The 26,812-nt window shown below is 66.7% G+C and carries 23 protein-coding genes and 2 pseudogenes; 16 read left to right on the top strand and 9 right to left on the bottom strand.

Features of this window, described 5'->3' with window-relative positions; translation table 11 throughout:
• The first annotated feature begins 6 nt into the window (after positions 1 to 6).
• From ACSFA3_RS15855 to ACSFA3_RS15845, 3 genes are read left to right on the top strand one after another with little or no spacing between them, the layout of a single operon-like run.
• Positions 7 to 1,272: an SfnB family sulfur acquisition oxidoreductase gene (locus tag ACSFA3_RS15855; RefSeq protein ID WP_435506440.1), complete on the top strand. Its 1,266-nt coding sequence runs from the start codon at positions 7 to 9 to the stop codon at positions 1,270 to 1,272.
• A 15-nt stretch (positions 1,273 to 1,287) separates the two neighbouring features.
• Positions 1,288 to 2,151 (top strand): MetQ/NlpA family ABC transporter substrate-binding protein, encoded by an 864-nt coding sequence (locus tag ACSFA3_RS15850; protein ID WP_435506439.1) that lies wholly within the window; start codon positions 1,288 to 1,290, stop codon positions 2,149 to 2,151.
• A gap of 16 nt (positions 2,152 to 2,167) precedes the next feature.
• Positions 2,168 to 3,541, top strand: a complete 1,374-nt coding sequence (locus ACSFA3_RS15845) for an LLM class flavin-dependent oxidoreductase (RefSeq protein ID WP_435506438.1) — start codon at positions 2,168 to 2,170, stop codon at positions 3,539 to 3,541.
• Positions 3,542 to 4,185: 644 nt separating this feature from the next.
• Here the strand turns inward: ACSFA3_RS15845 and ACSFA3_RS15840 are convergent.
• A pseudogene (locus ACSFA3_RS15840) lies at positions 4,186 to 5,329 on the bottom strand (fatty acid desaturase); the annotation flags it as partial.
• Between the two features lie 200 nt (positions 5,330 to 5,529).
• Here ACSFA3_RS15840 and pyk point away from each other — a divergent pair.
• The 4 genes from pyk to ACSFA3_RS15820 all read left to right on the top strand — a co-directional run bounded on the left by pyk (position 5,530) and on the right by ACSFA3_RS15820 (position 9,913).
• Positions 5,530 to 6,978, top strand: coding sequence for a pyruvate kinase (gene pyk / locus ACSFA3_RS15835; protein ID WP_435506437.1), 1,449 nt, complete (start codon positions 5,530 to 5,532; stop codon positions 6,976 to 6,978).
• Positions 6,979 to 7,015: 37 nt separating this feature from the next.
• Positions 7,016 to 7,945, top strand: a complete 930-nt coding sequence (locus tag ACSFA3_RS15830; RefSeq protein ID WP_435506436.1) for an alpha/beta hydrolase — start codon at positions 7,016 to 7,018, stop codon at positions 7,943 to 7,945.
• A 57-nt stretch (positions 7,946 to 8,002) separates the two neighbouring features.
• Positions 8,003 to 8,890: a fructose bisphosphate aldolase gene (locus ACSFA3_RS15825; protein ID WP_435506435.1), complete on the top strand. Its 888-nt coding sequence runs from the start codon at positions 8,003 to 8,005 to the stop codon at positions 8,888 to 8,890.
• Between the two features lie 117 nt (positions 8,891 to 9,007).
• Positions 9,008 to 9,913, top strand: coding sequence for a phosphoribosylaminoimidazolesuccinocarboxamide synthase (locus ACSFA3_RS15820; RefSeq protein ID WP_435506434.1), 906 nt, complete (start codon positions 9,008 to 9,010; stop codon positions 9,911 to 9,913).
• Positions 9,914 to 9,917: 4 nt separating this feature from the next.
• Here ACSFA3_RS15820 and ACSFA3_RS15815 read toward each other — a convergent pair whose 3' ends face one another.
• Positions 9,918 to 10,364, bottom strand: coding sequence for an META domain-containing protein (locus ACSFA3_RS15815; protein ID WP_435506433.1), 447 nt, complete (start codon positions 10,362 to 10,364; stop codon positions 9,918 to 9,920).
• Positions 10,365 to 10,388: 24 nt separating this feature from the next.
• Positions 10,389 to 11,309 (bottom strand): tetratricopeptide repeat protein, encoded by a 921-nt coding sequence (locus ACSFA3_RS15810; RefSeq protein ID WP_435506432.1) that lies wholly within the window; start codon positions 11,307 to 11,309, stop codon positions 10,389 to 10,391.
• A gap of 36 nt (positions 11,310 to 11,345) precedes the next feature.
• Here ACSFA3_RS15810 and purE point away from each other — a divergent pair.
• The 4 genes and pseudogenes from purE to ACSFA3_RS15790 form a co-directional block, all read left to right on the top strand.
• A pseudogene (gene purE, locus ACSFA3_RS15805) lies at positions 11,346 to 11,849 on the top strand (5-(carboxyamino)imidazole ribonucleotide mutase); the annotation flags it as partial.
• Positions 11,850 to 11,959: 110 nt separating this feature from the next.
• Complete coding sequence (locus ACSFA3_RS15800) at positions 11,960 to 13,132, top strand: 5-(carboxyamino)imidazole ribonucleotide synthase (RefSeq protein WP_435506915.1); 1,173 nt, start codon at positions 11,960 to 11,962, stop codon at positions 13,130 to 13,132.
• Positions 13,133 to 13,145: 13 nt separating this feature from the next.
• Positions 13,146 to 14,147 (top strand): L-threonylcarbamoyladenylate synthase, encoded by a 1,002-nt coding sequence (locus ACSFA3_RS15795; protein ID WP_435506431.1) that lies wholly within the window; start codon positions 13,146 to 13,148, stop codon positions 14,145 to 14,147.
• Positions 14,148 to 14,278: 131 nt separating this feature from the next.
• Entirely contained in the window at positions 14,279 to 14,590 is a 312-nt protein-coding gene (locus tag ACSFA3_RS15790; protein WP_435506430.1) for a hypothetical protein, read from the top strand.
• A 20-nt stretch (positions 14,591 to 14,610) separates the two neighbouring features.
• Here the strand turns inward: ACSFA3_RS15790 and dacB are convergent, their stop codons facing one another.
• The gene (gene dacB, locus ACSFA3_RS15785; RefSeq protein WP_435506429.1) at positions 14,611 to 16,059 is read right to left on the bottom strand and encodes a D-alanyl-D-alanine carboxypeptidase/D-alanyl-D-alanine endopeptidase; all 1,449 of its coding nucleotides are present in this window, start codon (positions 16,057 to 16,059) and stop codon (positions 14,611 to 14,613) included.
• A 32-nt stretch (positions 16,060 to 16,091) separates the two neighbouring features.
• On the opposite strand from dacB, the gene tsaB reads away from it, so the two are divergent.
• The 4 genes from tsaB to pyrF are packed head-to-tail and all read left to right on the top strand — an operon-like array spanning position 16,092 to position 18,959.
• Positions 16,092 to 16,841 (top strand): tRNA (adenosine(37)-N6)-threonylcarbamoyltransferase complex dimerization subunit type 1 TsaB, encoded by a 750-nt coding sequence (tsaB, locus tag ACSFA3_RS15780; protein WP_435506428.1) that lies wholly within the window; start codon positions 16,092 to 16,094, stop codon positions 16,839 to 16,841.
• Positions 16,838 to 17,362, top strand: a complete 525-nt coding sequence (rimI, locus tag ACSFA3_RS15775; protein ID WP_435506427.1) for a ribosomal protein S18-alanine N-acetyltransferase — start codon at positions 16,838 to 16,840, stop codon at positions 17,360 to 17,362. Before tsaB ends, rimI begins: the two co-directional genes overlap by 4 nt.
• Positions 17,359 to 18,105 (top strand): uracil-DNA glycosylase, encoded by a 747-nt coding sequence (locus ACSFA3_RS15770; RefSeq protein WP_435506426.1) that lies wholly within the window; start codon positions 17,359 to 17,361, stop codon positions 18,103 to 18,105. Before rimI ends, ACSFA3_RS15770 begins: the two co-directional genes overlap by 4 nt.
• A gap of 29 nt (positions 18,106 to 18,134) precedes the next feature.
• Positions 18,135 to 18,959: an orotidine-5'-phosphate decarboxylase gene (gene pyrF / locus ACSFA3_RS15765; RefSeq protein ID WP_435506425.1), complete on the top strand. Its 825-nt coding sequence runs from the start codon at positions 18,135 to 18,137 to the stop codon at positions 18,957 to 18,959.
• 53 nt (positions 18,960 to 19,012) lie between these two features.
• Here the strand turns inward: pyrF and ACSFA3_RS15760 are convergent, their stop codons facing one another.
• From ACSFA3_RS15760 to ACSFA3_RS15740, 5 genes are all read right to left on the bottom strand, one after another.
• Positions 19,013 to 20,587: an ArnT family glycosyltransferase gene (locus ACSFA3_RS15760; RefSeq protein ID WP_435506424.1), complete on the bottom strand. Its 1,575-nt coding sequence runs from the start codon at positions 20,585 to 20,587 to the stop codon at positions 19,013 to 19,015.
• Positions 20,584 to 21,126 (bottom strand): phosphatase PAP2 family protein, encoded by a 543-nt coding sequence (locus ACSFA3_RS15755; protein ID WP_435506423.1) that lies wholly within the window; start codon positions 21,124 to 21,126, stop codon positions 20,584 to 20,586. The genes ACSFA3_RS15760 and ACSFA3_RS15755 overlap by 4 nt, the downstream gene beginning before the upstream one ends.
• 81 nt (positions 21,127 to 21,207) lie before the next feature.
• On the bottom strand, positions 21,208 to 21,660 hold the full coding sequence (locus ACSFA3_RS15750) for a hypothetical protein (protein WP_435506422.1): 453 nt from the start codon (positions 21,658 to 21,660) through the stop codon (positions 21,208 to 21,210).
• 63 nt (positions 21,661 to 21,723) lie between these two features.
• On the bottom strand, positions 21,724 to 23,259 hold the full coding sequence (locus ACSFA3_RS15745; RefSeq protein ID WP_435506421.1) for an EAL domain-containing protein: 1,536 nt from the start codon (positions 23,257 to 23,259) through the stop codon (positions 21,724 to 21,726).
• Positions 23,260 to 23,375: 116 nt separating this feature from the next.
• Positions 23,376 to 23,573 carry a SlyX family protein gene (locus tag ACSFA3_RS15740; protein ID WP_435506420.1) on the bottom strand — a complete coding sequence of 66 codons (198 nt, stop codon included), beginning with the start codon at positions 23,571 to 23,573 and terminating at the stop codon, positions 23,376 to 23,378.
• 50 nt (positions 23,574 to 23,623) lie between these two features.
• On the opposite strand from ACSFA3_RS15740, the gene ACSFA3_RS15735 reads away from it, so the two are divergent.
• Positions 23,624 to 26,809 carry an EAL domain-containing protein gene (locus tag ACSFA3_RS15735; protein WP_435506419.1) on the top strand — a complete coding sequence of 1,062 codons (3,186 nt, stop codon included), beginning with the start codon at positions 23,624 to 23,626 and terminating at the stop codon, positions 26,807 to 26,809.
• The last annotated feature ends 3 nt before the right edge of the window (positions 26,810 to 26,812 follow it).

The following is a 26,812-nucleotide window of genomic DNA, read 5'->3' as shown; positions in this document are numbered from 1 at the left end:
TCCGCAATGAGCACCAACCCGACATCGAGCCCGGCGGTACTGCCGCTGGCCGAACCCGCACCCGAAGCGACGGTGCGACCCGCCCTCATCCGCGACGACGCGCATGCGATCGAAGTGGCGCATGCGCTGGCCGCCGACTTCGCCCAGGGCGCGGCGGCGCGCGACCGCGACCGCATCCTGCCGTGGGCCGAACTCGAGCGCTTCACCGCCAGCGGGCTGTGGGCGATCACCGTGCCGCGCGCACACGGCGGCGCCGGCGTTTCGGTCGCCACGCTGGCGCAGGTGATCGCGATCGTCTCGGCGGCAGACGGCTCGCTCGGACAGATTCCGCAGAACCATTTCTATGCGCTCGAAGTGCTGCGCGTGGGCGGCACCGAAGCGCAGCAGCGCTTCTTCTACGAACGCGTGCTCGCTGGCGAGCGTCTGGGCAATGCGCTGGCCGAGATCGGACACAAGGATTTCAAGCGCCGCACCCGGCTCACGCCCGACAGCGAAGGCGATGGCGACGGCTTCCGCGTCGACGGCCGCAAGTTCTACTGCACCGGCGCGCTGTTCGCGCACTGGATTCCGACGCTGGTGGTGTCGATGGAAGGTGAGCGCGAAGTCACTCGTCTGGCGTTCATTCCGCGGCGCTCCGAAGGCATCGGCATCACCGACGACTGGGACGGTTTCGGCCAGCGCACGACCGGCAGCGGCTCGGTGGCTTTCGACGATGTGCGGGTCGAGAAGGAATGGGTGGTGCCGTTCCTGGCATCGTTCGAACGCCCGACGACCATCGGTCCTTTCGCGCAACTGCTGCATGCGGCCATCGACCTGGGCATCGGGCAGGGCGCGCTGGCTGCGACCTTGCCATTCGTGCGCGAGCGCTCGCGCCCCTGGATCGACGCCGGCATCGAGCGCGCGAGCGACGACCCGCTGACCATCGCGCAGATCGGCGACATCGCCGTGCGCCTGCGCGCAGCCGAGGCCCTGGTGCGCCGTGCGGCGCGCATCGTCGCGGCCGCGCAGGCCGACACGACCGACCGCAGCGTGGCCGAGGCTTCCATCGCGGTGGCCGAGGCGCGCGTTCTGACCACCACCGCATCGCTCGATGCCGGCACGCGCCTGTTCGAACTGGCCGGCACCGGCGCGACGCTGGACGGCCTGGGGCTCGACCGCTTCTGGCGCAACGCCCGCACCCACACGCTGCACGACCCGGTGCGCTGGAAGTACCACGCGGTCGGCAACTACTACCTCAACGACCGCTTTCCGCCACGTCACGGCGCGCTGTGAGCCACTGAACCCGACATGATCCATACACATTTCCCATCGACCGCACCGACCTCGCGTCGCCTCGTCCTGCAAGCGGTCGCCGCCGGCGCATTCGTGGCTGCCGGCATGCCTCTGCATGCGGCGCTCAAGGAGCAGCCCGGTACCACGAAGCTGCTCAAGGTCGGTGTCACCTCCGGCCCGCACGAGCAGGTCTTCGAGGTCGTCAAGCGCATCGCCGAACGCGACCACGGTCTGAAGATCCAGATCGTTCCGTTCACCGACTACAGCCGGCCCAACGCCGCGCTGGAGGCCGGCGACCTCGATGCCAACAGCTTCCAGCACCGGCCGTTCCTGGCGGCGCAGGTCCGTTCGCGCGGCTACAGGATCGTCGGCTTCGGCCGCACCTGGATCGGGCCGATCGCGTTCTATTCGAAGAAATACAAGTCGATCGCCGCTCTGCCCGAAGGCGCGCGCATCGCCATACCGAACGATCCGGCCAACGAGAGTCGCAGCCTGCTCCTGCTGCAGAAGGCCGGCGTCATCAAGCTGCGCACCGGCATCGATCCTGTCGAAGGCGTCAACGCGACGCCGCGCGACGTGGTCGACAACCCGAGGAAATTCCGCTTCGTCGAGATCGAGGCCGCGCAGCTGCCGCGCACGCTCGACGACACCGACGCCTCCGCCGTGAACGCCGACTACGCGCTCAAGGCCAGCCTCAATCCTGCCCGCGACAGCATCCTCCTGGAAGACAAGGACGGTCCCTACGCCTGCCTGATCGCCGTACGCGAACAGGACCAGGCGCAGCCGTGGGTGCAGCAGCTGGTTCGGTCGTATCAGACCGACGAGGTGCGCGAGTTCATCGTCACCACTTTCGGCGGCGGCGTGATTCCGGCGTTCTGACTTCGAAGTGCAAATCATGTCTGCCAAGAAACAGATCCTGCTCAACGCGTTCAACATGAACTGCGTGGGCCACATCAACCACGGGCTGTGGACGCATCCGCGCGACCAATCCACGGCCTACAACTCCATCGAGCACTGGACCGGCATCGCGCGCACGCTGGAGCGCGGGCTGTTCGACGGGCTGTTCATCGCGGACATCGTGGGCGTGTACGACGTCTACCAGGGCAACGTCGATGTGACGCTGCGCGAATCGATCCAGCTGCCGGTCAACGATCCGATGATGCTGATCTCGGCGATGGCGGCAGTCACGCAGAACCTCGGCTTCGGCGTGACGGTGAACCTCGGCTACGAGCTGCCCTATCTTCTGGCGCGCCGCTTCTCGACGCTGGACCATCTCACGCGCGGCCGCATCGGCTGGAACATCGTCACCGGCTATCTCGACAGCGCCGCCCGCGCGATGGGCTTGTCGGCGCAGTTGCCGCACGACGAGCGCTACGACCGCGCGGACGAATTCCTCGATGTTCTTTACAAGCTCTGGGAAGGCAGCTGGGAAGAAGGCGCGGTGCGGCGCGACAAGGCGGCGCGCGTCTACGCCGATCCCGCGAAGGTGCACAGGGTGCAGCACAAGGGCCGTTACTACCAGGTCGACGGCTATCACCTGGCCGAACCCTCGCCGCAGCGCACGCCGGTGCTGTTCCAGGCCGGCAGTTCCGGCCGCGGCCAGCAGTTCGCCGGACGGCATGCCGAATGCGTGTTCATCTCGCCGCCGAACAAGGCCGCCGCCCGCAAGAGCGTGGACTCGCTGCGCGAGCAGCTGGTGCGGTCGGGCCGCCGGGCGGACGACGTGAAAGTGTTCGTCGGCACTTCGGTGGTGACGGGCGCCACGGAAAAGGAGGCGCGCGAGAAGTTCGACGACTACAAGCGCTACGCCAGCCGCGAAGCGGGCCTTGCGCATTTCGCCGCCAGTACCGGCGTCGACTATTCGCGCTACGACCTGGACGAACCCATCGCCTATGGCCAGACCAACGCGATCCAGTCCGCCGCGCGCACGGCCGAACAGCACGGATGGACGCGGCGCCAGCTGCTCGAACTGTTCGATCTGGGTGGCCGCTACCCGGCGATCGTCGGCAATGCCTCGCAGGTGGCGGACGAATTGCAGTCGTGGGTCGACGAAGCCGGTGTGGACGGTTTCAACCTGAGCCGCACCGTCGTTCCGGAAAGCTACGAGGATTTCGTCGACTTCATCGTCCCGGAGCTTCAGACGCGGGGCGTCTACAAGACCGGGTACGCGCAAGGTACGTTGCGCAAAAAGCTTTTCGGCGGCTCGGATCACCTGCCCGAGCGGCACGCGGCTTCGGCGTTCAGGCGGGCGGCAAGCCAATCCGCGTGATGCCGTCGTGGCCAAGCCGCCGGCAGGATGCGGGCGGCTAGCTTGCCCTTGCGCGAAGGGCTTCGAAAATCCGTGCCTGCATCAGGACCAGGCCGGCATAGCAGATCAGTTCCGCCCATTCCTCCAGCACGGCCAGCATCGCCTCGATACCCGGCAGCTCGATGCCCAGCTTGCCTTCGGCGCCCACCGACAGCAGCGCCGCGACCACGGCCAGACCGAGCTCCAGCCACGGAAACTGCCGGTGCCGCATCAGCGCACGCATCGGCGTCGCCAGCCGCCATCTGAAGAATGCGATGCCCATGCCGGCCACCACGACCAGCACGACCGGCAGGATGAGCGGGTGGTACCAGAGCAACCGTGACGTGAAATACGGGCCTTCCGGTGTCGGCAGGGCCACTGTCATCAGCGTGGCGCCCCAACTCGTTTCGCGGATGGCGCAAAGCAGCCAGAACGGAATGGCGACAGCGGCCAGCCGTCGGGCGACGCCGAAACGCGCGGCAGCAGCCGACCCGTCCCGACGCGGCAAAGACACCCAGGGCCAGACCGCGAGCACGAATCCGAGCAGAAGCACGACGATCTGCGCGTTCTCGACCGCGCCGTTTTCCCAGCCCCAGTTCGCCGGCAACAGGCCGGCCACTGGATAGCTGGTGACCAGCAGCAGTACCAGCAGCCAGCGGGCGATGTCGAGCGCAGTCAGACGGGAACCGCACGCGGTTCGCTCGTCGCGTGGCCCTTGAAGTCGGTCCAGCACTTGCGCGTGAAGTCGTAGAGCTTGCAATTGCGCGCGGTGCTGAAGTACCAGCGCCAAGAGAAGCGCTGCACCACGATGCGGGTCGGCAGCATCTCCTCGATGCGCGCCTGCGCGGCCTTCAGCGTGTAGAGCGGGATGCTCATGTCGACGTGGTGCGCCGTGTGTTCCATGATGTGATGCAGCAGCGAGCCGATCTGCATCGGAAACGTCAGGTGCACGGTGGTCGATACGAAAGGCTGCGCGCGCTGCCAGGCGGCGCGGTCGTCGTGCCACGACACCTTGACGTGGGTGTGATGCACATAGACGACGAAGCCGATCATCGCGAACCAGAACATCAGCGGCAGCACAAAAGCGACGCCCAGCAGCAGCAGCACCGATTGACCGGTCGCCAGTGCGGCACCGACCAGCGCCGCGAACCAGACGACCGCGAAGCTGCCGACGAGCCAGCAGTCGCGCGAGAAGACCGGGCGCTCGGCGTTGGTCGACTTGTCGCGCGCCAGCATCCGGCGCCACCAGATCTCCACCATGTAATACACGCCTGGCGCCCAGCCGCTGCGGTAGGCGCGCTCCATCAGCCGGCGGGCCGGTGACAGCGCCTCGTATTCGGCCTGCGTGAGCGGCGCCCAGACGAAATCGACGCCCTTCAGGTTGGTGAAGCCGTGGTGCACGACGTTGTGACCCATGTCCCAGAGGCTGTAGGGCGTGAGCGATGGCAGGAAGGCGATGCGGCCCAGCCATTTGTTCAGGCGACGGTGCGGTGTGAGGCTCTGATGGCAGGCGTCGTGGCCGATGATGAAAAGCCGTCCGGTCACGAAGCCCATGCCGATGCCGCAGGCCAGCTTGAGCCAGGTCGATTCCAGCAGCACCGCGCCCGCGGCCAGCGCGGAAAGAAGCACGTAGTCGAAAGCCAGCAGCAACAGCGCGCGCACGGTCGTGCGCTGTGCCAGCGGGAGCAGCCAGGAACGGATCACCTTGCGGTGCGGCAGGGGAACGTCCGGTGACAGGGGTGTCAGGTCGAGTTCGGGTTGGGTCTGCATAAGACGCCGCCAGTGGCGGAAAAACGAAAGGTCGGAAGGATCGCGGTGCTGGATCGCACCGTACCGTATTCATCGTGGGCGGCCATGACGGATATCAAGGAAGCGGCGATTCGATACCAGATCGGCACCCGCTTGCATATCGTGCGAAGTCATACCCTTATGTGAGAATTGTGCCAAAAGTGCAAACCAGGAGACGCTGCATGGAAACAATACGCATTCCCAGGCACGCGACGAAGATCGTCGCAACGCTCGGACCGGCATCGAACACGATCGAATTGCTGGAGCAGATGATCCACAGCAAGGTCAGCGTCGTGCGTTTGAATTTCAGCCACGGAACCGCCCAGGACCACATCGACCGCGCCGTCATGGTTCGCGAGGCGGCGCGCCGCACCGGGCGCGAAGTGGCCATCATGGCCGACCTGCAGGGACCGAAGATCCGCGTCGGCAAATTCGCGCAGGGCAAGATCTGGCTCGAACCCGGCGCTAAGTTCGTGCTTGACGCCCGTCGCACCGAGCTCGGCGACATCGACGAGGTCGGGCTCGACTACAAGGACCTGCCGCGCGACGTGAAAGCCGGCGATCGCCTGCTGCTCAACGACGGCCTGATCGTGCTCAAGGTGGACGCGGTCCGCGGCGAACAGGTGATCACCACCGTGGTTCTCGGCGGCGAGCTGTCCAACAACAAGGGCATCAACAAGCAGGGCGGCGGCCTGACCGCGCCGGCGCTGACAGCCAAGGACATGGAAGACATCAAGACCGCGATGAGCTTCCAGGCCGACTATGTGGCCGTGAGCTTTCCCAAGAACGCGACCGACATGGAAATGGCGCGCCAGTTGTGCAACGTGGCGGCTGCCGAATTCGGCCATCGTCCGGGGATGATCGCGAAGATCGAGCGCGTCGAGGCGATCCCCAACCTGGAGGAGATCCTGCGCGCCAGCGACGGCATCATGGTCGCGCGGGGCGATCTGGCGGTCGAGGTCGGCAATGCGGCAGTGCCGGCGCTGCAGAAGAAGATGATCCGCATGGCCCGCGAGATGGACCGCGTGGTCATCACCGCGACCCAGATGATGGAATCGATGATCACCAACCCGGTGCCGACACGCGCCGAAGTCAGCGACGTCGCCAACGCCGTGCTCGACGGCACAGACGCCGTGATGCTCAGTGCCGAAACCGCATCGGGTCGTTATCCGCTCCAGACCGTGCAGGAGATGAGTCGCATCTGCGAAGCCGCCGAGCAGGCCGAGGACACTGCCCGCGACACCGACTTCAGCGGCCACACCTATGGCCGGATCGACCAGGCGATTGCGATGGGCGCGCTGTTCACGGCGCATCACCTCGGCGCGAAGGCGATCGTCGCGCTGACCGAATCGGGCTCGACGCCGCTCTGGATGAGTCGCCATTCGGCACACATCCCGGTCTACGCGCTCACCTCGCGCCTCGCGACGCAGCGCAAGATGGCGCTCTATCGCAACGTGCGTCCCCTGCTGATGGATTCGCAGACCGACCGCGACACGGCGCTCGAACAGGCCGAAGCTCATCTGAAGAAGCGCGGCATCGTGCAGAGCGGCGACGTCTACGCGATCACCTGCGGCGAACCGATGGGCGCACCGGGCGGCACCAACATGCTGAAGATCTGCCGGGCGACCTGACGGGAATCCGTTTTCTTTCGTGCTGCGTACAAGCAGCATGAAAACTCCTGCCCGGTTCAGCCGCGTCGCCGCATTGGCGGTCGTCGCTGCCGTCTCCACCGTCTCCGCCGTCGTTCTTTCCGCGTGTTCGCCGGTCAAGCTGGTCGATCGGCTGACACCCGACAACACCTACATCGCCGAAAGCGGCATCGCCTATGGCGTCGAGCCGCGCCAGAAGCTGGACATCTACCAGCCGCTTCCCGCACGCTCGGCCGCTGTCGGGCAACGGCCGCTGATCGTCTTCTTCTACGGCGGCACCTGGAGCAGTGGCGACCGCGGCATGTACCGTTTCGTCGGCGAAGCGCTGGCGTCGCAGGGCGCGATCGTCGTGATTCCCGACTACCGGCTGTCGCCGCAGGTGACTTACCCGGTGTTCGTGCAGGACAGTGCCAAAGCCTTAAAATGGGGAATCGACAACGCGGCGCGGCTCGGCGCCGACCCCAGGCGCGTCTATGCGATGGGCCACAGTTCCGGTGGCTACAACGCGGCCATGCTCGCGCTCGACCCGCGCTGGCTGGGCGAGGTCGGTGCCAGTCCGAAGCAGCTGGCCGGCTGGATCGGCCTGGCCGGCCCCTACGACTTCCTGCCGATGGGCGACCCGGATGCGCAGCGTGCCTTCAACTGGCCCGACACGCCGCGCGACTCGCAACCCATCCATCACGTCACGGCCGCATCGCCGCCCGCGCTGCTGATGGCCGCCAGCAAGGACAAGCTCGTCGATCCGGTGCGCAATACCGAGCAGATGGCGCAGAAGCTGCGCGCAGCCGGCGTGCGCGTCGAAACCAGGGAATTCGACGACCTGAGCCACGTCACGCTGATCGGCGCGGTGGCGAAGCCGATCCGCTGGATCGGTGGGCCGGTGGTGCCTCCGATCCTGGATTTCGTGGGGTTGGCGCCTGGGAAGGCCCGGACGGCATCGATACAATAGTTCACCTTCCAACCCCACCATCGCCGTTCCGACGGCCACGAACGAGAGAGCGACACAGTGAACCAGGAACAACTGAAACAAGTCACCACGGGCAAGGGCTTCATCGCCGCGCTGGACCAGAGCGGCGGCAGCACTCCCAAGGCGCTCAAGTTGTACGGCGTCGAGGAAAGTGCCTACAAGGGCGATGCCGAGATGTTCGACATGGTCCACGCCATGCGCAGCCGGATCGTGACCAGCCCGGCATTCGACGGCAAACGCGTCATCGGCGCGATCCTGTTTGAAGCCACCATGGACCGTCAGATCGACGGCGTCGACGCAGCCACCTACCTTTGGGAAAAGAAGCAGGTCGTGCCGTTCCTCAAGGTCGACAAGGGCCTGTCGGACGAAGTCGACGGTGTTCAGACCATGAAGGCCATGCCCGAACTCGACGCCCTGCTCAAGCGCGCAGCCGACAAGGGCATCTTCGGCACCAAGATGCGCTCGGTGGTGAACTCGGCCAATGAGAAGGGCATCGCCGCGGTGCTCGACCAGCAGTTCGCGGTCGGCCAGCAGATCCTCGCTGCCGGCCTGATGCCGATCCTGGAGCCCGAAGTGTCGATCGGTGCCGCCGACAAGAAGGAAGCCGAAGCGCTGCTGAAGGACGGCTTTCTGAAACGCCTCGACGCGCTTCCCGAAGGCTCTAAGGTGATGCTCAAGCTGACGCTGCCGACCGTCGAAGGTTTCTTCAGCGAGCTGGTCGCGCACAAGAACGTGATCCGCGTCGTTGCGCTGTCGGGCGGCTATCCGCGCGACCAGGCCAACGTCCACCTGTCGAAGAATCCCGGCATCATCGCCAGCTTCAGCCGCGCGCTGACCGAAGGCCTGAGCGCCCAGCAGTCGGATGCCGAGTTCGACGCCTCGCTCGACAAGGCCATCGAATCGATCTATCAGGCTTCCATCACCTGAGCTGACGACCCGGAGACGCGCGGGGCTTCGTGCCCCGCCGCACAGCCACCGCTCGCGGTGGCTTTTTTCTGCGCGCACAATCCTGTTCGTCGCGTATTTCTCACTTTTCTTCACACCATGACGACCGTCCACACCTCCTCGATCCAAAGCCTGCCCTTGCTCGCGCGCGGAAAAGTGCGCGACAACTATGCCGTCGGCGAAGACCGCATCCTGATGGTGGCGAGCGACCGGCTCAGTGCCTTCGACGTCATCATGGGCGAGCCGATTCCCGGCAAGGGCGTGATCCTCACCCAGATGGCGCTGTGGTGGTTCGAGCGGCTCGGCCACATCTGCCCGAATCACCTGACCGGCGAATCGCCGGAAAGCGTCGTCACCGCCGACGAGGTGCCGCAGGTGCGCGACCGCTCGATGCTGGTCAAGCGGCTGAAGCCGATCCCTGTCGAGGCGGTTGTGCGCGGTTATCTGGCGGGCAGCGGCTGGAAGGAATATGCGGAGAACCAGGCCGTCTGCGGCGTTCCGTTGCCGCGAGGCCTGTCCAACGCCAGCAAGCTGCCGCGCCCGATCTTCACGCCTGCAGCCAAGGCGGCAGCCGGCGAGCATGACGAGAACATCAGCTACGACCGCGTGGTCGAGGTTGTCGGGCCGCTGCTGGCCCAGCAGATCCGCGAGATCAGCATCGCGCTCTACGAAACCGCGGCCCAGATCGCGCTGACGCAGGGAATGATCATTGCGGACACCAAGTTCGAGTTCGGTCTTGACACCAACGGCACACTGGTGCTGATGGACGAAGTGCTGACGCCCGACAGTTCGCGCTACTGGCCGATCGAAGGTTATGAGGAGGCGCTGGCGACCGGCGCGAATCCTCCGAGCTACGACAAGCAGTTCGTGCGCGACTGGCTGGAGCACACGAAGATCAACGGCAAGCCGTGGGACAAGACGCCGCCGGCTCCGCGCCTGCCGGCCGAGGTGATCGAGAAGACGGCGGCGAAGTACCGCGAGGCACTGGAGCGGCTGACCGGTTGAGCTATCAGCGGCTTTCCAGCACAGCCAGCGTCCTGCCGCCCGCATCCAGCAGCGTGAGCTGGCTGCCGACCAGCGCATAGCTGGTCGTTGCCTGCAGCGCGCCGAGGAAGCCGGTCTCGAGCGTGGCACGGTCCGCTTCCACACAAGCCATCCGCGTCGCTGCCAGCGGACCGATCTTCAGGTCGTGGCCGGTGCGCTGGTAGCTGCCTGTGATGCGGTTACAACCGCCGGAGCCCGTCACGCGCGCCCCCTCGAACTGCAACTGTGGATCGCGCTGCAGATCGACACCGGCCGGGCCCGGTCGAACCGGCTGCAGCCCCAGGCTGGTCAGGCGCCATGTGCGCGATTCGATCGGTTCGTCGAGGCTGACGCTGGCGGCGCAACCTGCAAGCAGCGCCGAACCGGCAGCCAGGGTGAGCGTGAAAGCGGCGAGGCGGGCGTGCAGGCGCATGAAGTCTCCTTGGGTTGTTCCGGTTCAGCTCAGCACGACGCTGCTCAGCCGACGGCGGTAAGTCGCCACGGTCGGATCGTCGGCCGGAATCTGTCCGTCCGCCACCTTGGCTTTCGGCGGCTCGATGATTTCGAGGATCGCGATGTAGGTCTTGCGCGCCAAGTCTTCGCTCCACGTCTTGTCGCGCATGAGGATTTCGAGCAGTTCGTCCATCGCGTCGGTCCAGCGCTGGGCCTGCATCAGCAGACGCGCGCGGCCGAAGCGGGCGTCGAAGTCGCGCTTTCCGGCTGCGATCTTCGCGTCGAACGCATCGAGCGTCGGCGCCGTGCCCGACACCGGCTGCGCAAAGTCGATGGCGTCCATCCAGCGCTGCAATGCATCGAAGCGGCGCACCGTCGCGGCCTTGGAAATGACCGGCGCAAAAGCCACTTTGGCATCATCGACGCTGTCCATCAGCAACAGCAACTTCACATAGTCGAAGCGCGCATCGTCGTTCGCCGGATCGGTGGCGACGGCGTGCTGCAGCTTTTCGAGCGCGCCTTCCGTATCGCCCTCGGCCAGCGCGTCCTGCGCGGCTTCCTCCTCGGCGGCGGCTTCCAGCTCTTCGGCGGCCGGCACGTGCTTGTCGAGGAATTCGCGGATCTTGTCCGCCGGAATCGCGCCGACGAAGCCGTCGACCGGCTGGCCGCCGACGAACATCACGCAGAACGGAATGCTGCGCACGCCGAACATTTCCGACAGCTGGGTAGAGATCTGCGGCACCTTGTCGGCGTCGAGCTTGGCCAGCGTGAAGCGGCCGGCGTATTCGGTTTCGAGCTTTTCGAGCACCGGGCCGAGCTGTTTGCAGGGGCCGCACCATTCGGCCCAGATGTCGAGCAGAACCGGCGTGGTGGCCGAAGCCTCGACGAGTTCGGACTGGAAGTTGGCGAGAGTGATATCGATCATCGGATCCAGATGGGTGCGAAACGTAAAATTGCGACCATGAACCAAACTATCCAGGTCGGCGTGGTGATGGGCTCGAATTCCGACTGGGAAACGATGCGCCACGCGGTCGAGATTCTTACGCAATTCGGCATCGGCCACGAAGCACGCGTCGTCTCGGCCCACCGCATGCCCGACGAAATGTTCGCCTACGCCGAGCGCGCGGCGGCACGCGGCCTGTCCGCGATCATTGCCGGCGCGGGCGGCGCGGCGCACTTGCCCGGCATGCTGGCTGCCAAGACGACGGTGCCGGTGCTTGGCGTCCCTGTCGCCAGCAAGCATCTTCAGGGCGTCGATTCGCTCTACAGCATCGTGCAGATGCCCAAGGGCGTGCCGGTCGCGACGTTTGCCATCGGCACAGCCGGCGCGGCGAACGCAGCGCTGTTCGCGGTAGCGATGATCGCGGCGGCCGATGCGGCGCGGGGCGATACGGCCCTGCGCATGCAGCTCGACAACTTCCGCACCCGCCAGACCGCCGTCGCCGAGGCGATGGAATTGCCGCCGCCGGACAACATTGCCGGCTCGGCAGCTTCGGCACCGTCGACCGTATCGCTGGCTTCGGCGTCGGCGGTTTCTCCGTTCTCGCCGCAGGGCGGAGGCGCGCTGTGAGCGAGATGCCGTATCTCGCGCCCGGCGCCACGCTCGGCGTGCTCGGCGGCGGGCAGCTGGGACGCATGTTCGTGCATGCCGCGCAGCAGATGGGTTATTTCACGGCGGTGCTCGACCCCGATGCCGACAGCCCCGCCGGCCGCGTCAGCCATCATCATGTGCAGGCCGGCTACACCGATGTCGACGGGCTGGCGCGCCTGGCCGGACTGGCCGACGCGATCACGACCGAATTCGAGAACGTGCCCGCGCCGTCGCTTGAAAACCTCGCCGTCGCACGCCCTGTCGCGCCTGCCGCCGCCGCCGTGGCGATCGCGCAGGACCGCATCCGCGAGAAGGCGCATTTCGTGCGCTGCGGCGTCGATTGCGCACCGTACGCCGTGATCGAAAACGTTTCACAACTCGACGCCGTCGCCGACGACCTGCTGCCCGGCATCCTGAAGACCGCGCGGCTCGGCTACGACGGCAAGGGTCAGCAGCGCGTTGCTACGCGTGCAGAACTTGCCGCCGCCTGGGACGCCACCGGCGGCGTGCCGTGCGTGCTCGAAAAACTGATGGCGCTCGATTACGAATGCTCGGTGATCGTCGCGCGCGGCCACGACGGCCAGATCGTCAACTTCCCGCCGCAGCGCAACCTGCATCGCGACGGCATCCTCGCCGTGACCGAGGTGCACGCGGGCAGCATTCCCGGCGTGCAGGGGCGCCGCGCGGTCGAGGCCACGCGCTCGATCGCCGAGGGCATCGAGTACGTCGGCGTGCTGTGCGTGGAATTCTTCGTGCTGGCCGACGGCGCGATGGTGGTCAACGAAATGGCGCCGCGCCCGCACAACAGCGGCCACTGGACCATGAACGCGTGCGACGTGTCGCAATTCGAACTGCAGGTGCGTACATTGGCCGGCCTGCCGCTGAGCCAGCCGCGCCAGCACAGCCCGGCTGTGATGCTGAACCTGCTCGGCGATCTCTGGTTCGCCGGCGACGAAGACACCGACGGCAGCGAGCCTCCCTGGGCCGACATCCTGGCGCTGCCGGGCGCGCATCTGCATCTCTACGGCAAGTCCGAGGCGCGGCGCGGCAGGAAGATGGGGCACCTGAACATCACCGGCGCCGACATCGACACGGTGCGCAGCACGGCGGACTTCGCGGCGGCGCTGCTCGGCCTGCCGATTCCCTTGTCGGAATGAGCGGAGCGCGATCGTGATCCTCGACGGGCAATCGCCGGCATCCATCGCCGAGGCCGCGCGCCGGCTGCGGGCCGGCGAACTGGTCGCCTTCCCGACCGAAACGGTCTACGGCCTGGGCGCCGATACGGCGAGCGATGAAGCGGTCGCGGGCATCTTCCGCGCCAAGGGCCGGCCGAGCGACCATCCGCTGATCGTCCACATCGCGGCCGGCGCGCACGGCACCCAATCGCTGTCGCGGTTCGCGCAGCCGCTGCCGGATTTCGCGCAGAAACTGGTGAAAGCCTTCTGGCCCGGTCCGCTGACGCTGATCGTCACGCGCCAGACTGGCGTAGCAAGCGCATCGGCCGGCGGGCAGGACAGCATCGGCCTGCGCTGCCCGGCGCACCCGGTCGCGCAGGCGCTGCTCGAAGCCTGCGCCGAACTCGGCGTCGCCGGGTTGTCCGGACCGAGCGCCAACCGCTTCGGCCGCGTGAGCCCGACGACCGCACGGCACGTCTACGACGAGTTCGGGGATGCGCTGACGATCGTCGACGGCGGACCATGCGAGGTCGGCATCGAATCGACCATCGTCGACTGCAGCCGGGGCGTGCCGGTGCTGCTGCGGCCGGGTGCGATTTCGCGCGCGCAGATCGAAGTGGCCTGCGGCGAGGCGCTGCGCAATCCGCACGACCTGGCCGCGCCCGATCCGCGCGCTTCCGGGACGCTGGCATCGCACTACGCGCCCGAAGCCAAGGTCAGGCTGATGGATGCGAAGGCGCTGCAGGCAGCGCTCGACGTGCTCGGCGCGCAGGCGGCGCACATCGCGGTCTGGGCGCGCAGTCCGCTGAAGGTCCGCTCGCAGCGCGTGCTGCAGCGCCGCATGCCCGACGATGCGGTCGCCACGGCGCAGCAGCTTTTTGCAGTGCTGCGCGAGTTCGATTCCCGCGCCGTGCGCCTGATCTGGATCGAAACCCCTCCGGAGACGCCTGAATGGGAGGGTGTCGGTGACCGGTTGCGCAGGGCGGCTGCGACTTAATTCCTCATTTACAAAAGACTCCGGCGACCGGAATACTTTTGTTTATTTTTGAGTCGGATTTCAGTGTTTTTAGAGTGGCCGGTGCTGGCAACATCACGCCCGATGAAGAATAAAGTTCACCGAGAGAAGAGATGACTCACCCGCTTAGCGAAACGGCGTTGATCGACAACGCACGTGCAGCCATCGGGAAAGTTCTGGCGCGCATGGACGGCGAGCCGGCCATTGCTTCCGACGGGCCCGAGCACATCGCCATCCAGTGTTGCCTGGCGTCTGCCAGCGCGCTGCTAGATGTGAGCCAGACCCTGATCATGCGTCCGGTGCGCCAGTCGCCGTACGACCAGGCAGAGCACTGGAAGACGCTGGTCGAGCAGACCAAGATCGCCGGCCGCGCCGCCTACCGCGCTTCGCTTTCCCTGACCGACCCGGAGTCGCGCTACAACTGATCCTCGTCTCGGGCGCCGGCTCAGCGGTCCTGCGTGACCCAGTCGACCAGCGCGTCGAATGCCGGCCGCGCCGCTGCGGCATTCGGATGGTTCGCGATCGCGACCACCACGTAGCGCCGACCGCTGGCACCGTCGACGAAGCCGGCCACACCCGCCGCATCGCGCAACGTGCCGGTCTTGAGATGCGCCGAACCACCCGACCGCAGCGCACGTCGACGCAGCGTGCCGTCCACGCCCGAAGCCGGCAGCGACGACATCAGTTCCGACATCACCGGCGAGCGCCACGCGACCTGCAGCATCTTCGCCAGCTCCGCCGCAGTGATCCGCTCGTCGCGCGACAGGCCCGAACCGTTGTCGAACACCGGCTGTCCCTCGCCGGTGCCGATGCGCTCGTTCCACCACTGCCGCACCGTTGCGCGCGAGGCTTCAAGCGTGCCGCGCCTCTTTTGTTGCAGGCCAAGCGTGAGGAACAGCTGCTGCGCCATCACGTTGTTGCTGAACTTGTTGATGTCGCGCACCACCTCGGCCAGCGGCGGCGAGCTGATCTCGAACGCCGGCTTCAGGCCCGGCGGCACGCGACCGTCGCGCAGCTGGCCGCCGGTCTGGCCACCCATTTCCGCCCACATGCCGCCGACCGCCCGTGTCGCATAGCTGCGCGGATCGGCGTACGCGGTTGCCCAGGTCTTTTCGCCGCACGATGCCGGATAGCTGCCTGCGAAACGCAGCTGCGCCGGATCGGCCAGCGCTGCATTCAGCGCCGTCTGCCAGTCGCCGCAGGCGCCCGGCACGAGCGGCACCGATGCCTGCAAGGCTACGCCGGCCAGCGGCGGTTCGTAGGTGATGCGCGCGGTCTGCGTCGCGGCGTCGGGCACGAAAGTCATGACGACCGACTTGAAGTTGACCAGCAGGGCGTCCGGCGACGCGTTGTAGGGCCGCAGACCTTCGCCGTCGAACGCGGACGGGTCGGCATCGAGCGCTTCGAAGGCGCTGCGGTCGAGCACGATGTCGCCCTGCACCGTGCGGATGCCCAGGCCCTGCACGCGACGCAGCAGCAGCCACAGACGTTCGAGCACCAGTTTCGGGTCGCCCTGGCCCTGGATGTAAAGGTTGCCTTCGAGCACGCCGTTGCGTATCGGACCGTCCACGAACACCGGTGTGGTCCAGGTGTAGGCCGCGCCGAGCAGGTCGAGCGCGGCGTAGGTGGTGACCAGTTTCATGATCGACGCCGGATTCATCGGCACCTGCTGGCGCCAGGCCAGGCGCGGCGGACGGGCGGCATCGGCATCGGCGACCAGCAGCGTGACCGCGTCGCGCGGCACCTTGGCACGAACCAGCGCGTTTTCGACTTCGACCGGCATGTTCTGCGCTTGCACGCCGGTGCCGGAAGCCGCGAACACGGCAAGTGCCAGGACCACGGATCCGACGAGCGGGCGACAGAGTAAAGCGGAGACTGGAGCGGACGCGAACATCGGTGGATTATCCCGGCCTCGATAATCGGCGGATGTCCGCGTCCGTTCCAGCTTCAGTTCCCGCTTCCTCGCCCCGCCTGCTCGCCTTCGACACCAGCACCGACACTCTGTCCGTCGCGGTCCAGCATGGTGAGCGACTGGTCGTGCACACGGGCGCTGGCGGCGCGCAGTCGTCGACGACGCTGCTTCCGCTGATCCGCTCGATGCTGGCCGAGGCCGGCCTGTCGCTGGGCGAGCTCGATGCCATCGCCTTCGGTCGCGGTCCCGGCTCCTTCACCGGCTTGCGCACGGCCTGTGCGGTGGCGCAGGGGCTCGGCTTCGGAGCCGGCGTACGCCTGCTGCCGGTCGACACGCTGCAGGCGGTGGCCGAAGAAGCGCGGTATCGCTTCGGCGCGATACGGGTGGTGGCGGTGCTCGATGCGCGGATGGACCAGGTCTATTCGGCGATGTACGACCTGGATCGCGTGTCGGAGCCGTCCGGCGTCGATCGCGACGTGCAGGTTCTCGCGCCCGAGGAGGTCGCGGTACCCGCAGGCTGGGCGCTCGCCGGAAACGCCTTCGCTGCCTACGGCGACCGGCTCCCGCCCGAAACGGAAGCGGCGCGCCACGAGGTGTTGCCCACCGCCGAGGCGATGCTCCGCCTTGCGCCGGCGCTGCTCGCCGCAGGCCTGGATGTCGCGCCGTCCGACGCCCGCCCGCTTTACGTCCGCGATAAAGTCGCGCAGACCACCGAAGAACGCATGGCCCTCAAGCTGGCCAAGATCGAAACCCCACAGTCATGAGCGCCGTCCTGCAACCTCTGGAAGCCCGTCTGGACAACCTGCGCGTCGATCTGCTCGACGCCGTCTGCGCGGTCGAACAGACCGCCTACAGCCATCCGTGGACCCGCGCCAACTTCATCGACTCGATGGCTGCCGGCTACCACTGCCAGGTGCTTCTGGGCCCGGGATCGGGTGCCGCCGCGGGTGTCGACACGGTCATCGGCTATTTCGTCGCCATGAAAGGCGTCGACGAAGTGCACCTGCTGAACATCACCGTGGCGCCGGCCTTCCAGCGCCAGGGTTGGGCGCCGCTGATGCTGGAGGCGCTTGCCGGATGGTCGCGCGGTCAGGGTGCGCAGTGGCTTTGGCTGGAGGTGCGCGTAAGCAACCAGCGCGCACTGCAGATCTACGAGCGCCACGGTTACCGCCGCGTCGGCATGCGCAAGGCGTACTACCCTGCGCACGGCGGGCGCGAGGACGCCGTCGTCATGAGCTTGCGCCTGAACGAGCCGAACAGCGCCTGGGGCGGGCTGATCGGATGAACCTCGATGCGCGGCAGCGCGCGATGCTCGACGAGATGGGGGTGAAGGTGTGGTGGCCTGCAGCCGCCACAGCCACAGCCACGGCCGAAACAACTGCCAAGACCACCGCTGCGGCTGTGGCTGCGGTTGCGTCGCCGCCGCTTGCGGCAGCAGCCGCAGTGGCGACCGCAGCCGAGCCGGCGCAGGTTCCCGCGATCGCGTCGCGCGCCATCACCATCTCCAACGGCGCAGCCACCGTCCTCATCGATTCGCCGCGCCGTCTTTATGCCGACGGCGAGGCGTCCGCGCGTCTGGGCGGCTGGCTGATCGTTGCCGACATGCCGCCCGATACCGACGGCCGCCATGGCGAACCGTTCTCCGGCGATGCGGGCAAGCTGCTCGACAACATGCTGCGCGCGTTGCAGCTCCATGTCGGTGCGCTGCCGGTCCATCTGATGCGCACGCACCGCGGAATCGCCTCGGGCCGGGACGGCAGTCCGCATCCGTTCGCAGATGGTTTTCTTGCGCAGGCTGAAGCTTTGGCGCCCCGCGTGATCATGGCGATGGGTCCGCTGGCGGCGCAGAGCCTGCTGCGGAGCACGGAGCCGCTGGGACGTCTGCGCGGTCGCGCTGCTCCGATGGCTGCGCTGAATGGCGTACCGGTCGTGGCGACCTACCATCCGGCCTATCTTCTGCGAAACATGGCCGACAAGGCGCGCGCCTGGGCCGACCTGTGTCTTGCCGCCGACCAGGTCGCGCCTTAGCCCTGCTAGGCGCCACCTAAAATCCCGGCATGACTTTCATCGAACAACTGCGCGCCGCCGAGCGACAGAACCGCTCCCTGCTGTGCGTGGGCCTCGATCCCGAGCCGACCAAGTTTCCGTCCCGCCTCAAGGGCGATGCCAACAAGATCTACGATTTCTGCGCGCGCATCGTCGATGCGACCGCCGACCTGGCAATCGCCTTCAAGCCGCAGATCGCCTATTTCGCTGCGCACCGTGCCGAAGGCCAGCTGGAGCGACTCATGGAGCACATCCGCCGCGTGGCGCCCGATGTGCCGATCATCCTGGACGCCAAGCGCGGCGACATCGGCTCCACCGCCGAGCAGTACGCCATCGAAGCCTTCGAACGCTATGGCGCCGATGCGGTCACGCTGTCGCCGTTCATGGGCTTCGACTCGGTGGCGCCGTATCTTCAGCATGAAGGCAAGGGCGCTTTCCTGCTGTGCCGCACCAGCAACCCCGGCGGTGCCGACCTGCAGGGTCAGCGGTTGGCCAGTGTCGAAGGCGAGCCATTGTTGTACGAACACGTCGCACGCCTGGCCCAGGGTCCATGGAATCTCAACGGCCAGCTTGGGCTCGTGGTCGGCGCGACCTATCCGGCGGAAATCGAGCGCGTGCGCGAACTGGCGCCGACCGTGCCGCTGCTGATTCCCGGCGTCGGAGCGCAGGGCGGCGATGCGGTTGCCACGGTGCGCGCCGGCTGGCGCAGCGACGCGCCGATCATCGTCAACTCCTCGCGCGCGATCTGCTACGCGTCCAGCGGCGACGATTTCGCAGATGCCGCGCGCCGGGTCGCGCTGCAGACGCGCGACGCGCTCGAAGCGGCCAAGCAGTAGCGGCGCCGGCAGCATCCGCCCGCCGCGCTGCCGCACTTCCGCCTGACGCTCCGCTAAAGCAGCGGGACTTTCGTCTCCGGATCCGGCGTCCGACGTTGTTCTGCCGATGGGAAAGGACAATCCGCCATCCCGGAAAAGCGCCATGCCGCAACCTGCTCGTTCGATACGACCGGCACCTTCTTCGCCAGCCAGCTGCGGGTCTTCAGCGCATCGGTCCGGGCGATCAGCCAGGTCGTGCGCGGTTGGCACAGCAGCGAGGGCAGCGCGGATTCTTCCGGCAGCAGATCTGCGGCGCGCACCGGGTCGAAGCGGGCCGCATCGCCGAATTCCTTGCGCCAGTCGTCCTTCAAGCTGTGCCTTGAGGCCTGCCATGGTCCGACGACGGTCACCGGTGACTTCAATCTCCAATAGAGCGGTATCTCGTAGTAGTACGTGTCGAGCATGACGATCCGGTCGCCGTCCGCAAGCACTTCGCCCGCCGGTAGCCGCAAGCGCGCGCCCGGCGGCGTCGCGAAGCGTGCGGCCGCCAGCACCGACCCGACGCACAGCACGGCCGCGCCGACGGCAGTCCAGCGAAGCGCCGCCGGAATCTTCCAGGACTGCGTGAAATGCGAGAGCACGGCAGCGATGAGATAGGCCAGCGGCGGCAGGCAAGGCAGCACGTAGCCGACGAGCTTGGAGCGCGGTATCGAAAAGAAGATCACGATCACCGTCAGCCAGATCGCCATCAGCAGATCGACGTCGGACAACGACCGGCTGCCGGCCCGGCGTCGCCAGGTCGCGACGAGCGCCCAGCCGAACCAGGGCAGCGTCAGCCCGGCGATCACCGGCAGGTAGAACCAGAACGGGTAGGGATTGTTGAATTCGGCGGTGGCGAATCGCCTGAAGTGCTGGGTGACGACGAAGTAGTCGAAGAACTCCGGGAAGTGCATCTGCATCGCCACGAACCAGGGCGCGCCGACGACCAGGAAAATTCCCCAGCCGGGCGGCCACGCGAGCAGTTTGAGCGCGCGCGGCCGCCGGGTGATCGTGCACCAGACGACATGCACCAGGCCGGGCAGCACGACACCGATCAGCCCCTTCGAAAGCACGCCCAAAGCCGCGAAAAGATAGGCTGCCGCGAGCGGCTTCTTCCACCTGGTGCCTTCTTCGGCGGCCAGCGTGGCCCAAGTCGCCGAAAGCACTGTCGCCGCGATGCAGCCGGCCACCAGCATGTCCAGGTTAGCGAACTGCGCGCCCAGGTGGAAAAACGGCATCGTCACCAGCACGACCGCCGACAGCATCGCGCGCTGCGGTGTCGACCAGCGCCGCAGGAAAAGCAAAAGCGCCGCCGCGGCCAGCGTGCCGCCGATCACCGACGGCAGGCGCGCGACCCATTCCAGCGGACCCCAGACCGCCATCGCCGACGCGCCGAGCCAATAGAACAGCGGCGGCTTGTGGAAGAACGGCAGGCCGTCGAGGCGCGGCACGATCCAGTCGCCCGACTGCAACATGGCGTAGGCGACGCCGGCGTAGCGGCCTTCGTCGGGCGCGTTGAACGGTCGGATCCACGCGCTTATCGCCAGCCAGACGAAAAGCAGGGCGACGACGGTCGGCGGATGGGCAAAGGCGCGCTGCCACGCCTTCACGAGACGCCTCCGGATGTGCCGAGACGCGCCAGAAGCCGTCGCAGCAAAATGAACACGCCGGCCACAGCGCAGGCCAGCAGTAGTCCGGCGCCGATGTCGGCCGGAAAATGCACGCCGACGTAGATGCGTGCCCAGCCGGTGAAGGCGGCCAGCGCGAACATCGCGATGCCGTATCGCCGCAGGCCGGGGCGCAGCAGGAACAGCAGCGCGACCGCGAACATCACCGAAGCGTGCGTGCTCGGCATCGATCCGCTGTTGCTGTGCGCGACATACGCCGGACCGAGGCCCACGACGAACGGGCGCGATACATGCAGCGCCGTGGACAGGCCGTGCGAAAGCAGCGACGTAATGCCGGCGACGACCAGGGCTGCCATCACGAAGCCACGATGGCGTGGCTGGCGCCAGGCGATCCAGCCCATGATGGCGATGCAGATCCACGGACCGCCGGAGGCAATGAGCGAGGCCGGCCCGAGGAGGGCGGGATGCGGCTGGAACCCCGCAGCCATCCATTGAAAGAGACGCAGATTCAGTGCGTGCATCGGAGAAAACCTTTCGACCAGGAACAAACATCCCGCTGCGGCAGGCAGCGGAACACGAGGCGCCGCGAGGGCGCCGTTGGTTCAGGTCGTCAGGGGTGGTGCGGTCTGGGGCGGCAGTCGCTGCCAGGGTGCGACAGGGGGCGGCGCACCGCCGCGCGTGGGAACGAAGTCGGGCCGCTCGCGTACGGCCGGCGGTACCAGGCCCGGCAGCAAGATCGACAACGGCAGGATCAGCAGGACCAGCGCCATCAGGCCGTCGATGCCGTTCTGGAAAGCATCCGGCAGGTCGACGCTGGCGGACGGCGACACGAAAAGCGTCGTCTCGCGATCGTCGGGATGGTCCTGCCGGTCGTCGGCCTCGAAGCGAACCAGATCACCGGCGCGGATGCGGAACCCAGGTTCGTCTTCCCATCCGTCGACGCGGAAGTGCGCGGCGAGAAAGGGCTGGCACATCGTCAGCAGGACACCGCCCATGCACCACCACCACGCCATGCGGCGGGCGATCGAACTGAGGTGGGAACGCGGCGGATGCATCCGCGAATCGTAGGAGTCGCTCGTGAATGCAGCCTGAATTGAGCGCGATCCCGCTCCGGGTTTTCAGACCCCGAACAGCCGCGCCGCTTCCACCGGCTTGCTGAACAGCCAGCCCTGCCCCAGCGCCTTGGGTGCCAGCGTCAGGAAGTAGGCCGCCTGCTGCTCTTCCTCGATGCCCTCGATCACCATGCTCAAACCCAGCACTTCGGCCATCGCGACGATCTGCGGCGCGATGGTGTCCTTGTCGCTCTGGTCGTGCAGCGCTTGCATGAAGGTGCGGTTGATCTTGATCGCGTCGACCCGCAGCCGCGACAGGTACGACAGGCTCGAATAGTCGGTGCCGAAATCGTCAATATAGACCTTGTGCCCGGCTTCGCGCAGGCGGGCGATGCCGCGGCCCATTTCGCGGCTGTTGGCCGTGGTGCGCTCGGTCACTTCGAGGCCGATGCTCGCCGCCGCCAGGCCGGCTTCGACCAGTCGCGCCTGCAGGAAGGGCAGGAAGCTGTTGTCCAGGATGTCGCTCGCGGCGACGTTCACCGTTACCTGGAAATCCGGCCTGCGACGCAGATCGTCGCCCAGTTCGGCCAGCACGCGGTTGATCACGAAACGCGTGATCTCGCCGATGAATCCGTCCTGCTCGGCCACGCTAATGAATGCATCGGGGCTCACCGACTTCCCGGTGGCATCGGTCCAGCGCAGCAGCGCTTCGGCGCCGGTGCGACGGCGGTCGGACAGACGCACGATCGGCTGGTAGACGATGCGCAGCTTGCCCGAGCGCAGGGCGGTGCGCAGTTGCCGGCCCAGCGAATTGGAGCGTCCCAGCATCGAACTCACGGCCAGGCCGCCGCTGAGTCCGATCAGCAGACCGAAGATGCCGAACTCAAGCATCACCGGCGAAGCCAGGATCGACGGCGGTTCGCGCAACGCCGCCGCCATGCAGCTGGCGTAGATCGTCGAGCAGCGCACTGCAAAGAGGCGTCCGCCGATTTCCATCGACTCGCCGTTCTGGAGCGGCACATCTTCGAGCGGAATGTCGGTGCCCGAAGCCATGAAGAGCCGGCGCTGGGTGCCCTGCACGGCGACCACGGCGTAATCGAGCCGGCTGTCGACCATCTCCGAATAGACGTGCGCATTGAGCGAAACCGATGCGCTGCCTTTTTCGATCACCATGGCGCGCGCGCCGGGGATGCCGAGTTCGGGCGTGTCGAAGGTGAAATTGCTGCCGTTCTCGGTCGAGAAGTCCGGTTCCGGCACAGGCACCGGCGGATCGATGCTGCCGGCGGTCGAGCTGCAATAGAAGTGGCGGTCGCGCACGCGGGAAGCGGTCTTCAGGTATTGCGAAGAAAGGACGATGCGCCGCAGACGGGAGACTTCGGTGGTCGAGCAGGAGGCATCGGTGCCGCTGCCGACTTCGGCCAGCGCGGTGATGGCTTCCGCGTTGATCTTGTCGGAACGCGAGATGTAGTTCTCGGCCAGTTCGCCGGTGTCGATGTGCTGCTGGCGCCGGACGGTCAGCTCGCCGATCCACAGCGCGACAAGCGTCGCAGCGACGGCACCGCCGAGCATGCAAAGGACGGTCCGCGTCAGGGGTTTTCTCATCATTTGAAGTGACGGCAGCCGGTTTCCAGGAAAGAGCCCCCTATTCTGATCGACTCCGGACACATTCGGACACGAAACGCAACGCGGGAATGCAACAGACGGCCCGCAATGCGATTTCAGTAGTGCGGTGGCAACTCATGAGCAGCCGGACCACCGGCTTCGGGCATCTGCTGGCGTAACTGGTGCAGTTGACGTGCCATGCGGTCGATCTGCTCCTGCTGCCGGTAGATCACCAGATTCAGCTGGTCGAGCAGGTCTTCGGTGAAGCTGGCCTTGATCTCGAGTTCGGTGAGGCGGGATTCGATGGGGGTCATGCCGCCATTGGACCCGATCTTGCTTAACTTTTAGACACAACCTATTCCACATGCTGCAATTCATTACCCGTCGGCTCGGCAGGCTCAGCGTTGGGCGCAAATTGCTGGTCATCTATCTGCTCGATCTCACGGCAGTGATCTTCATCAGCAGCATCCTGATCAACGAAAAGTTCATCGCCATCGACTTCGGCCGCAAGGAAATGGCCGGTGCCGCCTACATCGGCGAGCTGCGGCCTTCGCTGATGGCACTGGCCGGCTGGCGCGACGCTTCGCTGGCCTCCGCGGCGCAGATCGAGGTGCTGGAGCAGGAGCGCGGCGACGGCTTGCAGAGCGCCGAGCGAAACATGCAGTTTCGCCAGGCACTCGCACGCGCGCAGGGCGCGCCACCGGCCGAAAGCGTTGCAGCCGGCCGTGCGGCGCTCGAAAGCGGCCGAGCGCTGGTGACGCGGGTGGGCAACCAGTCGAACCTGATCCTCGATCCGGACCTCGACAGCTACTACACGATGTCGCTGGTGCTGCTGCGGTTTCCGGAACTGCTGGACCTGGGCTCGGCGATGAATGCGCGGTTGCGGACCCCGGCCGGTTCCGGACTGGCCGCAACCGAGGCGCGCACACAGTATTTCATTCTCGAAGGCCGGATCGACGCCGTCGCGGCCGGCATCCAGAGCGACTACGGCGAAGCCTTCGCCGCCGCCAGCGGACCGCTGCAGGCTCGCCTCGACGCTTCGCGCCTGCGTCTCGATGCCGGCATCACGCGCTTCCGGCAGGCCGCGCGCGCCGTGCTCGAAGCCAGCAACGGTACCGGCCATATCGGCAGCGCCATCGCTACACCGGAATTCGCGGCCTTCGGAATCGCGCAGCAGGCGCTCTTCGCCGATCTCGACCACGCCTGGTCGCGCGCCAGCGTCGAGCTCGACAATCTGCTGAAGGTGCGGGAGAAAGGCTTCTTCACCCGCATGTGGCTGCACCTGGGCACCGCGCTGTCGCTGCTGCTGCTGATCCTCACGGCCGTGTTTTTCGTCGCCCGCCAGATCGCAGTGCCGCTTGGCCGGCTGTCGCGCGTGGTCGATACCGTGCGGCGCACCGGCGACCACACCCTGCGCGCGCACTGGAACAGCGGCGACGAGATCGGTCGCCTGGTGCTCGGTTTCAACGACATGCTGGCGCAGCTCGACCGCGAGCGCCGCATCCAGCAGGAACTCGCGGCCAACGCCCGGGCGTCGGAGGCACAGCGCGATCTGGTCGCGGCGATACCGATCCCGCTGATGGTCACGGCCATTCCCGGTCACGAAGTGCTCAACGCGAATCCGCCGGCGCAGGCCTGGCTTGGGGGGCGGCCGGTCGATCCATGGGCGATCGGGCTCGATCCGGCGGTGCGCGCGCGTTTCTTCCAGGAACTGGCCGATCTCGGCTCGGTGGACGAGTTCGAGGTTCGCTGGCAGGGCGGCCGCGAGCCGTCGTGGGCCGTGCTGTCGGCCCGGCGCCTGACCTACCAGGGACAGGACGCGATGCTGACCGCCTTCACGCCGATCAACCATCTGAAGCAGATGGAGCAGCGCCTGGAGCTCTGGGCCAAGGTGTTCGAGGCATCGTCCGAGGGCATCATGATCATCGACGACCGGCACCGCATCGTGACGGTGAACCGCGCCCTGACCCGCCACACCGGCCGCGACCTGCGCGAACTCACCGGCGAGCGTCCCGAGTCGTTCCTGACCGACGCCGCGCTGCTCCAGCCCGACTTCTGGGAGATGCTGAACCGGCGCGGCGCATGGCAAAGCGAGGTCGGCGTGCGCCGGCGCAACGGCAGCACGTACCCGGCCTGGCTGGTGGCGAGCGTGGTGCGCAACGGGCCGGACAGCATTTCGCACTACATCTTCACGTCGATCGACATCAGCGAGCGCAAGCGCAGCGAGGAGCGCATCCGTTTCCTGGCGCTGCACGACACGCTCACCGAACTGCCCAACCGGGCGTTGTGCATCGAACGACTGCGCACGGCCATCGGCGATGCGCGGAGCAGCGGCAAGCGGGTCGGCGTGCTCTTCATCGACCTCGACCGCTTCAAGAACATCAACGACTCGCTCGGCCATCACGTCGGCGATGCGCTGCTGCAGTCGGTGGCTCGGCGGCTGCTGGAATCGGTGCGGCCGGGCGACACGGTCAGCCGGCTGGGCGGCGACGAGTTCGTGGTGGTGCTCGATGCGGTGGCCGACAGCGCGGAAGTCCGGCTCATCGTCGAGAAGCGGTTGGCGCCGGTGATCCGGCGTGCCCACATGATCGAAGGCACTGAGCTGCATGTATCTTGCAGCGTGGGCATGGCGATGTACCCGGAAGATGGCGAAGACATCGACGAACTGATGCGGCATGCCGACGTCGCGATGTACCACAGCAAGGCCGGCGGACGCGACATGGCGCGCTTCTTCACGCCCGACATGAACGAGCGGGCGCAGAAGCGGCTGCTGATCGAGTCGAGCCTGCGGCACGCCATCGACCGGCACGAATTGAGCCTGGCCTACCAGCCGCGCATCGATGCGCGCAGCGGAGAGATGCTCGGCGTCGAGGCGCTGCTGCGCTGGACGAACGAGGAGCTCGGCGCGGTGTCGCCAGCGGAATTCATTCCGATCGCCGAGGAATCAGGCCAGATCGTGCGCATCGGCGCCTGGGTCATCGCGCAGGCCTGCGGGCAGCACGCGGCCTGGAAGCGCCAGGGGCTGGACGCGATTCCGGTGTCGATCAACATGTCGGCGCTGCAGTTGCGCGACGGCGGACTGGTCGACACGCTGCGCAACGCCATGCAGGACAACAACGTCGATCCGGCGCACATCGAGATCGAACTCACCGAGTCGACGCTGATGGATTCGGCAGCGCAGACGCTGACGCAGCTGCACGCGCTGAAGGCGCTCGGCGTGCTGCTGTCGATCGACGATTTCGGCACCGGTTATTCGAGTCTGGCCTATCTCAATCGCTTCCCGATCGACAAACTGAAGATCGACCGGTCCTTCATCCACCAGATGCTCGACGACCCGACCGAACTGGCCATCGCGCGCGCCATCATCGGACTGGGGCACACGCTTGGCATGCGCGTGGTGGCGGAAGGTGTGGAGCGGGAGCAGGAAGTCGAGACGCTGCGAAAAGCGAAATGCGACGAGCTGCAGGGCTTCTACTTCGCGCGGCCGATGGCGGCGGATGCGCTGACGGTTTGGGTGGTGCGGGCGCGGGAGGTTCGGGAAGAGGTTTAGAGA

This window comes from Variovorax glucosi (assembly GCF_051216695.1).
GTDB lineage: Bacteria > Pseudomonadota > Gammaproteobacteria > Burkholderiales > Burkholderiaceae_C > Variovorax.
This window is presented reverse-complemented; position numbering and strand designations above follow the sequence as displayed.

Excerpts from the sequence above, each read along its gene's own strand:
- ACSFA3_RS15855 (WP_435506440.1), top strand. The coding sequence starts at position 7 with ATGAGCACCAACCCGACATCGAGCCCGGCGGTACTGCCGCTGGCCGAA.
- ACSFA3_RS15850 (WP_435506439.1), top strand. The coding sequence starts at position 1,288 with ATGATCCATACACATTTCCCATCGACCGCACCGACCTCGCGTCGCCTC.
- ACSFA3_RS15845 (WP_435506438.1), top strand. The coding sequence starts at position 2,168 with ATGTCTGCCAAGAAACAGATCCTGCTCAACGCGTTCAACATGAACTGC.
- pyk (WP_435506437.1), top strand. The coding sequence starts at position 5,530 with ATGGAAACAATACGCATTCCCAGGCACGCGACGAAGATCGTCGCAACG.
- ACSFA3_RS15830 (WP_435506436.1), top strand. The coding sequence starts at position 7,016 with ATGAAAACTCCTGCCCGGTTCAGCCGCGTCGCCGCATTGGCGGTCGTC.
- ACSFA3_RS15820 (WP_435506434.1), top strand. The coding sequence starts at position 9,008 with ATGACGACCGTCCACACCTCCTCGATCCAAAGCCTGCCCTTGCTCGCG.
- ACSFA3_RS15815 (WP_435506433.1), bottom strand. The coding sequence starts at position 10,364 with ATGCGCCTGCACGCCCGCCTCGCCGCTTTCACGCTCACCCTGGCTGCC.
- ACSFA3_RS15810 (WP_435506432.1), bottom strand. The coding sequence starts at position 11,309 with ATGATCGATATCACTCTCGCCAACTTCCAGTCCGAACTCGTCGAGGCT.
- ACSFA3_RS15800 (WP_435506915.1), top strand. The coding sequence starts at position 11,960 with ATGCCGTATCTCGCGCCCGGCGCCACGCTCGGCGTGCTCGGCGGCGGG.
- ACSFA3_RS15790 (WP_435506430.1), top strand. The coding sequence starts at position 14,279 with ATGACTCACCCGCTTAGCGAAACGGCGTTGATCGACAACGCACGTGCA.
- dacB (WP_435506429.1), bottom strand. The coding sequence starts at position 16,059 with ATGTTCGCGTCCGCTCCAGTCTCCGCTTTACTCTGTCGCCCGCTCGTC.
- tsaB (WP_435506428.1), top strand. The coding sequence starts at position 16,092 with ATGTCCGCGTCCGTTCCAGCTTCAGTTCCCGCTTCCTCGCCCCGCCTG.
- rimI (WP_435506427.1), top strand. The coding sequence starts at position 16,838 with ATGAGCGCCGTCCTGCAACCTCTGGAAGCCCGTCTGGACAACCTGCGC.
- ACSFA3_RS15770 (WP_435506426.1), top strand. The coding sequence starts at position 17,359 with ATGAACCTCGATGCGCGGCAGCGCGCGATGCTCGACGAGATGGGGGTG.
- pyrF (WP_435506425.1), top strand. The coding sequence starts at position 18,135 with ATGACTTTCATCGAACAACTGCGCGCCGCCGAGCGACAGAACCGCTCC.
- ACSFA3_RS15755 (WP_435506423.1), bottom strand. The coding sequence starts at position 21,126 with ATGCACGCACTGAATCTGCGTCTCTTTCAATGGATGGCTGCGGGGTTC.
- ACSFA3_RS15750 (WP_435506422.1), bottom strand. The coding sequence starts at position 21,660 with ATGCATCCGCCGCGTTCCCACCTCAGTTCGATCGCCCGCCGCATGGCG.
- ACSFA3_RS15745 (WP_435506421.1), bottom strand. The coding sequence starts at position 23,259 with ATGAGAAAACCCCTGACGCGGACCGTCCTTTGCATGCTCGGCGGTGCC.
- ACSFA3_RS15740 (WP_435506420.1), bottom strand. The coding sequence starts at position 23,573 with ATGACCCCCATCGAATCCCGCCTCACCGAACTCGAGATCAAGGCCAGC.
- ACSFA3_RS15735 (WP_435506419.1), top strand. The coding sequence starts at position 23,624 with ATGCTGCAATTCATTACCCGTCGGCTCGGCAGGCTCAGCGTTGGGCGC.